This window comes from Geobacillus thermodenitrificans subsp. thermodenitrificans DSM 465 (assembly GCF_000496575.1).
GTDB classification, from domain to species: Bacteria; Bacillota; Bacilli; order Bacillales; family Anoxybacillaceae; genus Geobacillus; species Geobacillus thermodenitrificans.
In genome coordinates, this window is sequence record NZ_AYKT01000031.1 from 1 (window position 1) to 13,184 (window position 13,184).

9 protein-coding genes and 1 pseudogene are annotated in these 13,184 nt (G+C 45.1%); all 10 read left to right on the forward strand.

Annotated features, from left to right (window positions below; genetic code table 11):
• The first annotated feature begins 45 nt into the window (after window positions 1-45).
• Window positions 46-1,971: a DUF6792 domain-containing protein gene (locus DSM465_RS0117125; RefSeq protein WP_035498711.1), complete on the forward strand. Its 1,926-nt coding sequence runs from the start codon at window positions 46-48 to the stop codon at window positions 1,969-1,971.
• Between the two features lie 15 nt (window positions 1,972-1,986).
• Entirely contained in the window at window positions 1,987-2,319 is a 333-nt protein-coding gene (locus DSM465_RS0117130) for a hypothetical protein (protein WP_008881178.1), read from the forward strand.
• 276 nt (window positions 2,320-2,595) lie between these two features.
• A complete protein-coding gene (locus tag DSM465_RS0117135) occupies window positions 2,596-2,889 on the forward strand; it encodes a WXG100 family type VII secretion target (RefSeq protein WP_008881177.1) in 294 nt (97 codons plus the stop codon).
• A gap of 230 nt (window positions 2,890-3,119) precedes the next feature.
• Window positions 3,120-3,359: an EsaB/YukD family protein gene (locus DSM465_RS0117140; protein WP_008881176.1), complete on the forward strand. Its 240-nt coding sequence runs from the start codon at window positions 3,120-3,122 to the stop codon at window positions 3,357-3,359.
• 34 nt (window positions 3,360-3,393) lie between these two features.
• Window positions 3,394-4,680 (forward strand): type VII secretion protein EssB, encoded by a 1,287-nt coding sequence (essB, locus tag DSM465_RS0117145; RefSeq protein WP_029761875.1) that lies wholly within the window; start codon window positions 3,394-3,396, stop codon window positions 4,678-4,680.
• 36 nt (window positions 4,681-4,716) lie between these two features.
• Window positions 4,717-9,156: a type VII secretion protein EssC gene (essC, locus tag DSM465_RS0117150; protein WP_011886773.1), complete on the forward strand. Its 4,440-nt coding sequence runs from the start codon at window positions 4,717-4,719 to the stop codon at window positions 9,154-9,156.
• 23 nt (window positions 9,157-9,179) lie between these two features.
• The gene (gene esaA, locus DSM465_RS0117155) at window positions 9,180-11,960 is read left to right on the forward strand and encodes a type VII secretion protein EsaA (RefSeq protein WP_008881173.1); all 2,781 of its coding nucleotides are present in this window, start codon (window positions 9,180-9,182) and stop codon (window positions 11,958-11,960) included.
• On the forward strand, window positions 11,950-12,432 hold the full coding sequence (essA, locus tag DSM465_RS0117160; protein ID WP_008881172.1) for a type VII secretion protein EssA: 483 nt from the start codon (window positions 11,950-11,952) through the stop codon (window positions 12,430-12,432). The genes esaA and essA overlap by 11 nt, the downstream gene beginning before the upstream one ends.
• Window positions 12,433-12,514: 82 nt before the next feature.
• Window positions 12,515-12,826 carry a DUF5082 domain-containing protein gene (locus tag DSM465_RS0117165; protein ID WP_029761876.1) on the forward strand — a complete coding sequence of 104 codons (312 nt, stop codon included), beginning with the start codon at window positions 12,515-12,517 and terminating at the stop codon, window positions 12,824-12,826.
• A gap of 6 nt (window positions 12,827-12,832) precedes the next feature.
• Window positions 12,833-13,184 (forward strand): annotated as a pseudogene (locus tag DSM465_RS0117170) (pre-toxin TG domain-containing protein); the annotation flags it as partial.

Here is a 13,184-nt window from a genome sequence, read left to right on the forward strand (position 1 = left end):
GTTAATGCACTCTATTAAATTTCAAGATTGAAAGGAGGGGGGATGATGCCGCAAAAATTAGTGTTAGATACCGATCTGTTGCGCGCGAGAATCATGGCGTTAGAATATGATCATTTGACGGAAGCGGAAATTCGCCGTATTTATATGGAAGAAACGGGAAAGGAACCTCCCGACTACATTAAAGTCTATCATTCAGACGATTTTAAAAAGGGGAGGGATTTCGGCTTTGATGGCACGATTGTTCATTTTTACGATGAGAAACAAGGGATTAATCAAAAATATACAATTACTCGTGGAAGTGAAGAACACGAGAACGATACGTGGAAACCGCATGATTGGGCATACAACATGTTTGGCATTTTGGCTGGACAAAGTGATCGTCAATATCGTTACGCGCTTCGTTTTGATAAAATTGTGACAAAAAAAATTCAAGAGGAATTAAAACGGAAAAGAGCAACGATTCCGCTCGAAACGATCGGGATGGGACATTCGCTAGGTGGCAATCTTTCTCAAATGCTTCAACTAATCGAAAAAAGATTTGACCACGTGTATGTCATTAACGATGCGCCTCCAAGTGTTTACCAGTTATCTTATCTAGACGAAGACTTCTCCTATGATTTAGTCGAGACATTTAATTTAAAAGATAAAGACTTTAACGCCATCTACTCCCTCCCCCCTGCGGAGTTGAAGGCGTTTGCGGAGGAATATTATAAGAAACATGTAGATGAACATTCGATCCATCATTTGACTGCTGAGGAGGATCTGCTGTATGCGGTGAGCGGGGTACGGGGATTTATTGATATAGGCAGCCGTGACTGGATCGATACGAATGACCAGTTTACGAGCCTCAAGGGCTTGATTGAGAAGATCCCTGATCAAGATGTAAAGGCGATTCAACTGTATTTCTCGCAATATGCGGATGTATACAATGAAAAGGGCTTGGACGGGGTCGTCCAAGCGATGACAGGGGTCGATCTCGAGTGGATCGAATCGCTTACACAATATGATGTGGGCGATTATGTATGGAACATGCCTGACATCGTGGAAAAAGTAAGCGATATGTTCAAGGACATGAGAGAGAAAATCCCGGAATTGTTAAAACATATAAAAATATTGCAGCGACATAAAGAGGCGATTCTGCAGGCATTCGTCGACTCCGGTTTTCTCACCATGGAACAAAAAGAAGCGATTTCGCAGGAAGTGAAGCATATTGAGCAAGATGTCAAGAAGCTGGATCAGATATTGAGCGATGTGCGGAACAACGCGGTTTGGTTCATGGCGCTCGGGGGGCTTTCATCGGGGATCGCACTATTTGTCGTGTTCAAACAGATCAAACATTATGTGACGGATATCCTCGCCCGGCTTCAGACGATTAACCGACATATGGCTGATGTGAGAGAAGCTGCGGTTACGAGTGTCGACGCGCATTCGCTGCATAAGGTGATCAACACCCTCGCACGCGCAAAAGGAAGAGAGTATGACAAGCAAGGGAATATGATCTTAGTAGGGTGGATCGAGACGGAAAAGGGGACGAAAAAGATTCGCCTGAACATATCGTCAGCGGTACGTCTATATCAGAAGGGGCTGCGCATTACGGAGGAGAAAGAAGCGGTGTTGCGTCAGATAAAGTGGCTTTATATCCAAGAGTATGTCGAAGATTTTGAGGGGAGAAAGCGACAGCTCATAAGAAAGATCGAAGACATGGAACAAAACCCAAGCGCCTACCAGCACTTGTTGGGCTCGTTTTCGTATGACGCGCAACAAGTGTATGTATTGCGTCGAATTGATGTGCATGAGTCGATTCCTACGATGGATCCGTCCATTCCTGATGCGTTTGAAGGAATGTTTGCGTCCTACGAACAAGAGATTGCCAAAGGGAGGGAGCTCATCGCCAACATCAAACAGGCGTTTGAGCAGTTTTTTGAGAAAGACAAGCAGTTAGCCAATCTTTTTGATTTGCGCTATGAGTAAAGAGGGATGTTACGTATGAGACAATTGAATATGCTTTACCATTTTGATGTGGAGCAAGATTTGATGGACAAGGCAACGGGATTTATTCAACTGTTGCATCGAATGCAGGAATGCGACAGGGATTTAGTGCAAGTGGTCCGTGACGCCATGAAGGACATGCAGGGAAAAATAGCTGATAAAACCAATGAAGCGATCGAGCAATATCAAAAGAGGAACGAATGGCAGTGTGAAATGTATCAAAACAGCATGAAGACAGCTGCCCTGCGCTATACGAATATGATCAACGATATGAGGGGACAGAACATCACTTTGTATTACGATGTAATCGTACGAGAGATGAAGGGATAAAAATTCTCATCGGAGATAAACAGGGGGACAGCCGGAAGAGAACAAGATAAAAAGTGCCTTCGAATGGTCGGAGCCTAGTGACATAGGTCTATATTCACCATTTTTTTTATTTTCAGTCGTTTTTATTAAGGTGGATATGAAAAAAGTAGATACTGAGATTAATAAAATATGGTATAAAATACTTATTTTTATATAAATGTATTTATATTGTTGCTTGATGGTAATTTTCTTGTTTAAAATTGTAGGGGAAAAATCTGGTTAAAGGGGGACTGGAAAATGGCAGGCGTGATTCGTCTCACACCGGAAGAACTGCGTGGTGTTGCCAGACAATATAACGTTGAGAGTTCTAATGTCACCGAACTCATTGCAAGGCTCGATCAAATGAGTCATACGCTTCAAGGGATTTGGGAAGGTGCTTCGAGCGAAGCGTTTATCCAACAGTATCAAGAGTTGCGCCCATCATTTGAAAAAATGGCTGTTCTATTGAACGAAGTGGGGCAACAATTGCACAATTCCGCTACCATCTTGGAAGACACGGATCAACAAATTGCCAGCCAAATTCGCGGATAAAGGGAGACATTCGGAAAAAAGCGCTACAAATCTTACAAAAGATTATGGCGCTTTTTTCTGTATGCATGTTAGATAAAGAGTTCAATGCTGTTCCTCTTGAACACCGTGAGTGTTGCGACCATTCCTTCCAAGCCCATGTAGGTGCCGCCTATCGGATGGGGAGGTCGCCGCAGGCAACAATGAAGCTTCATTTTTCAATGAGCATGTATATAATCGGAGGATTCCCAACCATGTATATTCAGGTCACGATTGACCTTCGCCATTATACGCACGATGTACTAGATCTTCGTTTATCCGATCTGTATTCGATTAAGAAGATGGTGGAGATTGTTTGGCAGTTAAAAAACATATCGACGCCACCGAGGGAAGGCTGCTGGGTGCGGGTTGAAAATAAACAAGCGGTCTTCCCTGGTTGTGCGACATTACAGGCGAGCGGTATTACCAATGGGGACCGCATTGTGATTTTGTAACCATCGAGAATGGGATAAGGAGCATTATTTTATTATGAGTGAAAAAAAGACGTATTTGGAAACGCAACTAGATGCTGTCATGATCAATGATCAGCCATATACGGTCATCTTTCAGCGCGCCAAATTGAAAATGCAGGATCCGTTGGAATTAGAGGTGCTAAAGGAAGTTGACCCTTGCATCGTGCGGGACATCGATGTATCCGAAGATGAGGTAAAAGTGGTGATCAAACCGCCTTCATCGTTTTTGACGTTTGCGGCGATAAGAAAGACCACATTACTTTCTCGCATCAGAGCCGCTCTCCATCTTGTTTCCAAGGTGAAGCATCATTCCGCTCGCCGATTGATTTTCATCGTCTGTCCGGAAAACCTGATGTTTAACCGGGCATTGGAGCCGTTTTTTCTACATGTGGGCGTGAAAGAAAGTTTGCCCCCTGATGAGTGGGATGACGAGCGCCTTCTTCGTGAAGTGAAAGCGACGGTGCTTGCTTTGACGGAAGGCGAATATCGCTTTGACGAATACTTGAAGTTTCATGAAACGTTGAAATGTTCCCCGATTGCGAAGGAATTATGGCAAGCGGATCATTTGGATGCGGTGTTAGCAGTTTTAGAGAAATGGGTGGATGAAGAAGAGGCAAAAGAACGGGCTAAAGTGCACATTCCCAAAAAAAGATGGAACATGCAAAGGTACATATTTTTTTCGGTCATCGGATTGTTAATCCCTGCAATCATCTATGTATTTTATTCTTTCTTCTTTGCGCAGCCGAAGCAAGAGGCCTATATCCAAAGTACAGAGTTGTTTTTGCAAAATAAATATAGCGATGTCATTACCACGTTGGAAGATTATGCGCCCGAAGACATGCCATATGTCATTCAGTACGAGCTTGCTTCTTCTTATGTCATGACGGAATCTCTCACAGAAGAGCAGCGTCAAACGGTATCGAACAATATTACGCTCAAAACAGATGAGCAATATATGTTGTATTGGATTTACATCGGCCGTAGTCAAAGTGAAGAGGCGCTTGAATTGGCGCGGACGATAGAGGATCGGGATTTAATTGTGTACGCGCTTTTAAAATATCGCGAACAAATAAAGGGCGATACAGATTTGTCAGGGGACGAAAAACAGAAAAAATTGGATGAAATTGATCAGGAAATAAAGGAATACGAGAGGGAACGAAAAGAGAGCGAAGCTCAATTAGAGGAAGAACAACAAAGCGAACAACAGCCGCCAGCCTCCACGCCAGCCGCTGATTCATCTAGTGAGACAACGCAATCGTCGCATGAACCGTCTGTTACTAACAATCAAAAGTCCCAAAAGTAAAAAAGCGCAGCTGTGGGCATCTTAGGAGAGGATTGTATGAGCCAACTATGGGTTTTGTATGAAACGTATTGCCAACTGTTTTCACTGACAAACGAAGAGAAGGTCATTGTCATTGGCAATCAGTTAGAACACCACGTGACCGTTTCATCTTTTTCATTTCGCAACGGATATATCCAAATCGAAAAGAAATCGGACGGCTCGACGCTTGCGGTGTTGCAAGGAGGCCGACAGATCGGCGAGCTAAAGCCCAGATGTTCCATTACGATTGACGTTGATGGGCAACAAATGACGATCGCATGGAGCGGTGAAGAACAGAGAAAATATGTTTATTATGTCGGGCAACAAAGCGAGGTGCTTGTCTCCAATGATCCTCAAGCAGATATTGAGACAACGAATGCCCGCTTTTCGTTGCGAAAGCATCGGGGACAATGGGTCGTCATCCCAGACGATGATGCTCCATTGTTTTTAAATGGGGTGCAGCTATCCGATGCTGTGTCGCTGCGAAACGGCGATGTTCTTTTATGTCCATATATGCAGTTTGTGTTTATCGAAGAAGATTTGCTTGCGGTGACCAGTAGCGAAGAGGTGGTTTCATCGCTGACCGAAACGATGCCGCCTCTTTCCGAGATGAAGAAAAAATATCCGATGTACCGTCGGACGCCGCGTATGATTTATGAGTTGCCGAGCGACAAAGTGAGCATTTCATTCCCGAGTCAGGAAGGGGATGGTGACCCGCGCGGTTTATGGTTGATGGTGTTGCCGCCGGTTATGATGTTGCTAGTGATTGGCGCGGTGGCTCTCATACAGCCTCGGGGCGTTTTCATTATGATTTCGATTGCCATGTTTGCAACGACGATCGTAACATCGACAGCGCAATATATGCGGGAAAAAAAGGCACGCCAAATGAGAAAAGAAAAACGTCGGCGCATTTATACAAATTACTTGGAGCAAAAGAGGGAAGAGCTTCAAGCGTTATCCGAAAAACAAAGAAACGTATTATACTATCATTTTCCGTCCTTTGAGCAGATGAAATCATTCGTCATGCAAGTGAACAGCCGCATTTGGGAAAGAACGGCGGAGAGCGCCGATTTTCTTCATGTGCGAATCGGAACGGCGGACGTGCCGGCCACTTATGAGGTGTCAGTGAGCATGGGCGATTTGGCCAACCGGGAAATCGATGATTTGTTGGAGCAGGCACAACATATAGCCAAGGTGTATCAAACCGTAAAACATGTGCCGCTTCCAATTGATGTGTCACACGGAGCGATCGGAATGGTTGGGAAACGATCCATTGTGAACGGTGAAATTGAGCAGTTGGTGGGTCAAATCGCGTTTTTCCACAGCTATCATGATGTGCGGTTTGTGGCGATTTTCTCAGAGGATGATTATAAGCATTGGGAATGGATGAAATGGCTCCCGCATTTTCAATTGCCGAATTCATTCGCCAAAGGGCTCATTTATAACGAGCAGACGCGTGATCAATTGCTGTCATCGATATACGAGATGTTGCGGGAGCGCGCCTTGGACGAAGAGAAAGACAAAAAACGGTTCTCCCCACATTTTGTGTTTATTGTAGCCGACCGTTCGTTAATTGCGGAACATGTGATTTTAGAGTATTTGGAAGAAAAAAATGAAGACATTGGCATTTCCGTTATTTTTGCTTCAGAGACGAAGGAGAGCTTAACGGAAAACGTTCATACGCTCGTGCAATACATTAACGAGCGGGAAGGTGAGATTGTCATTCAGCATCGGAAGGCGGCACATATTCCGTTTCAGCTGGATGAGCATTCAACAGAAGGAAATGAATCATTTGCCCGAATGCTACGCTCATTGAATCATCAAAAAGGAATGAGCAATTCAATACCAGAAAAAGTAACTTTCTTAGAAATGATGCAAACACGCCGGGCAAATGAGCTGCAGATCGTCCAAAACTGGTTGTCATGTCAAACGTCCCGTTCGTTGGCCGTCCCAATTGGATTGAAGGGGCGAAACGACGTTGTCGAATTAAATTTGCATGAAAAAGCGCACGGGCCGCACGGGTTAGTCGCTGGAACGACGGGATCGGGGAAAAGTGAACTGCTGCAAACGTACATTTTGTCATTAGCAGTACATTTCCATCCGCATGAAGTCGCCTTTTTAATTATTGACTACAAAGGGGGCGGCATGGCGCAACCGTTTAAGAACATGCCGCATTTACTCGGCACGATCACAAACATTCATGGCAGCAAAAACTTCAGCGCTCGGGCGCTCGCGTCCATCAACAGCGAATTGAAAAAACGGCAGCGCCTTTTTGATCGTTATGAAGTCAACCATATTAATGACTACATGGAATTGTACAAACAAGGCAAAGCAGAACAGCCTTTACCACACTTATTTTTAATCGCCGATGAATTTGCGGAATTGAAAAGCGAAGAGCCGGACTTTATTCGTGAATTAGTAAGCGCCGCTCGCATCGGCCGGAGTTTGGGCGTCCATCTCATTTTGGCAACGCAAAAGCCACGGGGTGTCATTGACGAACAAATTTGGAGCAATGCTCGCTTTCGGATCAGCTTAAAAATGCAAGATGTAAATGACAGCAAAGAGATTTTGAGAAATGGTGACGCCGCAGCGATCACAGTGCCGGGAAGAGCTTATCTGCAAGTTGGGAATAATGAAGTATACGAACTGTTTCAATCCGCATGGAGCGGTGCACCATATGTGGAGGAAGGAGTCGAGGCGGAGGATGAAATTCATATCGTGACCGATTTAGGTCTTGTGCCGGTGTCGAATGTGGCGACGGATCGGAAGCGAAGCCGCCAAAAGCCAAAAACGGAAATTGAAATGGTAGTCGAGCAAATCATTGAGACACAAAAACAATTAAACATCGAAAAATTACCAAGCCCATGGCTTCCGCCGCTTCCTCCACGTTTAGCGCGCCCAGCCTCAGTGACAGCGGAGGCCAATGCCTTTCCGATCGGCTTAAAAGACGAGCCAGAACTGCAAAGTCAGTCTGATTATTTCTATCAATGGCTTGAAGATGGGAATATTGGTATTTTTGGTTCGGCAGGATACGGAAAATCAACGACGATGATGACGCTACTTCTAAGTTTTGCGGGTGCCTACAACCCGGCGCAGCTTCATTATTACATCTTTGATTTTGGAAACAGCGCGTTATTGCCGTTGCGCCAGTTGCCGCATACAGCTGACTACTTCCGGTTAGACGATGAAAAGAAAATAGAAAAGTTCATCAAGTTCATGAAAGAGGAAATGGAGCAGCGCAAACAACGGTTTATGGAAAAAGAAGTGAGCACGATTAAATTATATAATGCGCTGTCAGAAGAGAAGCTTCCCATTATTATAGTGGCACTTGACAATTTTGATGTTGTAAAAGAGGAAATGCCTGACTTTGAAACGCAGTTGATTCAATATGCCCGCGACGGGCAATCCCTTGGAATCTTTTTCATCATGACAGCGACAAGAGTGAGTGGAATTCGCCCGCCGCTTATGAACAATTTAAAAACAAAAATTGTTCATTACTTCATTGACAGTTCGGAAAAGTTTTCGCTGATTGGGCGAACGCCGTACGATGTTGATCCGATTCCGGGCAGGGCGCTGATAAAAAAAGATAATGCAGCTTTAACGCAAATCTATCTTCCGGCTGACGGGGAAGACGATATCGAAGTGCTCGAGAATGTCAAACGAGAAATGGAACGATTAAAAGAAGTATATCAACACATACCGAAGCCAAAACCGATTCCAATGCTTCCACCGCGGCTGTCAATGTCCGTCTTTACAAACACGTATGTTCAACACCGAGCTTCAGGATTCATTCCTGTTGGGCTCGATGAGCAAACGGTTCGCCCAGTGGCGATCAACATGCGGACGGATCCGCACTGCTTGATTGTCGGGCAATCAAGAAAAGGAAAAACAAACGTGGTCAAGGTCATTTTAGAGTCCTTACTTGTGCAAGAACCGGAAAGCATCGGCTTATTGGATGGAATCGACCGGGGACTCGCCGGCTACGCGAATCGGGACGACATTACTTATATAGAAGCAAAAGAGAGACTAGCGCAGTGGTTGAACGAAGCGGATGCTGTGTTGCAACAACGAGAGAGGGAGTATATTCAAGCAGTCAACGAAAATCGTGCGACAACGTTGGCGTGGCCGCCGGTTGTATTCGTCGTTGACAGCCTCTTGCGCCTTCAGCAAGAAACCGACAGCATCATGCAAGGCCGGATTGCCAACATGATGAAGCAGTACAGCCATCTTGGATTCCATGTGTTTGTTGCTGGAAATGCCAATGAATTTGTGAAAGGGTTTGACGCATTGACAGCGGAGTTGAAACAAATTCGTCAGGCCATTCTCGTAACGAAAAAATCTGAGCAAAGCTTGTTTGCATTGCCTTTTACAAGAAACGAACAAGAAATTGAACCGGGATTTGGCTATTTTGTCGTTGGTGGAAAAGACCAAAAAATCCAAATTCCAAAAGTCGAATAAATCAAAGGATCGGGAGAACGGATATGAATGGAAAATGGAAAATCGCGAAATTGATTGGATTGATCATCTTCATTGTCAGCCTTCCCGTACTGTTTTTTGCTTTCATTGGCCAAAACCCAATGAAACAAACAAACAAGGCGACCAATCATATTGCCGTTGTCAATGAAGATATGGGGGCGAAATACGATCAGAAAACCTATTTCTTTGGCAAGGAGATCGTCCCCGCCCTTGCCGACCGTTCAAGTTACCATTGGTCGGTAGTGAACCGCAGTCAGGCGGAGAACGGGTTGAAAAACAATGAATACGATGCAGTCGTGTATTTGCCTTCTGATTTTTCTCGAAACATTTTATCGTTTAATGACAAGCAACCATTAAAAGCCACAGTGCAATATAAAATCCAGCCGAATTTGGATGCGAAGCATAGGGAACGGGTGCAAAGAGAACTTGAAGCATCCAAAAACATGATCAATCAAAAAATGTCCACCCTCTATTGGAGTTACGTGGCGCAAGAGATAGCGGCGATTCGGAAGAAATTTAACGACATCTTAGAAAAAGAAATCGCGTTCCAGAAGGCGATGTACGCTTTTTATACCCCTAGCTCAGCCAAACTCGCCGAAGAGATTAAAAGGCAAAAAGATATGCTGCAGGAGCTGCTTGAGGCATCGAACAATGCGAAAGATTCTTCCGCTGGCACTTTGCAAGGAATCGAAGAGGCGGAAGCAGAAATCACCGCTTTTGTTGACAGCCTGAGCCAATACAGGGAATATCAACAACGGCAAAACGAACTTCTGCAAGAGGGGATTCATGAATACAAAAAGAGATTTAACGAACGAATGGATTTGATGCTCGGGAAGCCATGGGAGGTGAAGCCGGACGTTCGCCATCAAGAGCAAAATTTACTTGAATCAATCACCACTTTGCGAAACACGGTGGCAGAAAGCCACACATCACTAATGACCTTCAATGAGCAGCTGAAACAATCAACGGTTCAGGAACAATTTGAACAGTTGCTCACATGGAAGAAAGAGTTTGTTCGTCAGTATCAGATAGAAGTCAACAATCAAACGCTCGATCGTTTGCAGCAGTCGCTCATTGAGTTTCGCCAAAAACTGCAATCTCCTTCCCCGGGCCAAACAGACGAAGAGCAACCGGCACCAATTGAAGCGCCACCGCAACCTGCCGATGAGAATTTGTTGGATGCATTGCAGCAACAACTTGCCAATTTGAAAGCACAATGGCAAGCGTTCAAACCGCAGAGTCCGCAGGAAAGCTGGGAGCATATTGAAGGTTCGATAAGCCAACTTGAGACGGAAATGGAAAAGACGAAACAAGCGTGGCAACAACAACTCGCTTTGCAACAGCAATGGCAGCAAAAATATGCGCAACTCGTCGAACAGCTGAACAAACAATTAACTGAAGGAAAAGCCGATTCGATCGACGATATTGTGCAGCAAATCAAGGAAAAGGAACAGGCGGTTCTCGCGTCGCCGGCGCTGCCAGAAAGCCGCAAACAAGTGTTGTCATCTCATTTTGAAGCGGTGATTCAAAATCGAAATACAGCCGATCTTCTAGACTATTTTGCATGGTTATCGATTTTCGACGAGGCAGTGCAGCAAACAACTCGTTTTGATGAAGAGTTAGTTGATCAGCTCTTGATGAATTGGAATCAAAGAGATGCTATTTTCCAGATGCTATCGGATGTGCGAGGGTATTTTGAGGAGCTGGAGCAACACTCAGCGTCTTCGCTGAAAGAAGTGGAAGCGGCTGAAGAAAGTACAGAATCATTTATAGAGACAACGCTTGGGTATATACAGGAATACGATGAAAACGTGCAAAAAATGCAAGAGACGATCACAGGCCAGTTGCAGGAGCTCAGCGATGCGGTGAGCGAAGTGACGATGCAACTGCAAGAGGCGGTAAATGAAGGACAACAAACAGAAGAGATTTGGAGAGGAAACGATGGGGAATTTGTCATAACGATCCAACAAAACACGATGCAAGATGTACAACAAATTTCCGATCTCATCGCCTCGATTGCCGAAGATCAAGATCACATTGTTGATTATACAAATGAACTGCATGAAAAAATAGATTCAGTTCAAACGAAAGCAGACGAATTGAATGATAAATGGGCGGCCAATGTGAATACGACAAAGCAAATTCGCAATGACGTATATCGCCTTTTAAACAACACGATGATCGATCAACAGGCCAATGGCTATGTGTACGATTATTTAACAAACCCTGTGCAAGTAAGGGGCGATTTACCAGAGGAACAAACGACGTATACGCCGCCGGTTGTAGTGTTGATCATTGTTTTGCTGTGCGGCATGCTCATCGGTTTCTTCCTTCATTATTATTCTAATAGCCCATTCATGTTGCAGCTTGCTCTATTGCTCCTGATGAATGTGGTGGTTGGGTTAATCATCAATATCTATAGCTTGAAAATTTATCCGATGCAAGATGTGCGAGCCATCAAGTGGAGCGTGTTGACGATCGTTTTGTTATTCTTCTGTTCTTCGATGGTTCGATTGGCATTTTTGATCGGACCGTTTACCGGTTGGATTCTTGGAGTCGGGCTTGTACTTTTCTTCATCACTCCATTGCTCGATTTAGTGTTGCCTAACTTCCATTTTGAGCATCCGATTGCAGAAACGTATATATCGATTCAATACGGAGATCAACAAATCTTTTATTCGACCGTCGTAATGATGGGGGTTCTGTCATTATTGATGGCGGCTGTCCCGTTTTTGAAACATCGCCTTGCCGACCAACAAGAGGAGGGGGAAATGTATGAAGGATAAGGGGCGTTTTTCGTTCCCTTTCCTTCTTGTCCTGTTGTTGTTAATGACAGTGGCGAAGGAGGTAAAGGCGGATGAAGGGCCATCAGTGGAACCAAACCAATATGAGAGGAACCCCGTTGAATTGCGCACAGACTATATTCGGGAGCAGTCACTTTTAAACGGGAAAAAAGAGCTTCCAAAAGAACAGTTGACATTGACATTTCAGCGATCGACTCCTTCTGTTTTGGAGCGGACAAAAGCGCAATTGTTTTTATCTTCAGAGCGAAACACCAATACGATCACCACGAAAGCCGAAAAGTTAAAGCTGTTTTCATCAGCGAAGGAAATAACCACCTCGTCTCGTCCCGCATCGAATGAGGAGGAAGCAACGAATTCGTCCCATTTGCTTTGGGTGTTTGGGATTCTCATTTTCGCACTGCTTGCAGCGATGTTTGCGATCGTCGTCCCCCGAATGAAACAGTTTGTCCGTTAAGGAGTTTAACGGGGGATGCAAGGGGGCATTGCGGACAGGTGAGACGATGAGTGAGGAACATGAAATTGGGGAGGGAATCCAAGTGTCATCGACGTTAGAGTCAATTGAAAAGGAAATAAAGAGGAGAGCATACGAAACAGCGATCTCCATTTTACGGTCTTACCAAGGGCAAGTGCATGAAGCAATGGGAGAATTCCGAGATGGCATTCGCAGCTTTCATCGCGCCAACGATGAATATATTCCGCACTGGCAAGGAGAGGCGCGGGAAGCGTATGAGTGGATTTATGCTGATTTAAAGCAACTCGAGACACGAATTGGGACGACGGCGGATGAATTGGTTGACGAAATCAGCAGGGAAATCGCCCGTCTTCGTCGAAAGATAGAGGAGTTGTAATCCACTATGATTCGATTGAAGCCTGATGAGTTGGAAACGGTCGCCGGACATATTCCCGAAGCGGAAGATGCGTGCCAACGGGCACGGACGACGTTATCGTGGGAGCTCTCCTCCCTTGTGATGAATCTCCCGGGCGTCAGCACACCCGCGATCGAAGAGCTGAGGGATGAACTCGTTCATTGGCTGAAGCGTTATGAAGACAAACTGAACGAAGCCGAAGAACTTCTGTATCGCACCGCCGCCGCGATGCGCCAAGCGGACCAAACGCTCGCCGACAATATGAAGGAATTGGGGTTGGAGTTTCTCGGATGGTACGACGTGCAACGACTATTCGGCGAGTACGATCCGGTCACTGGGG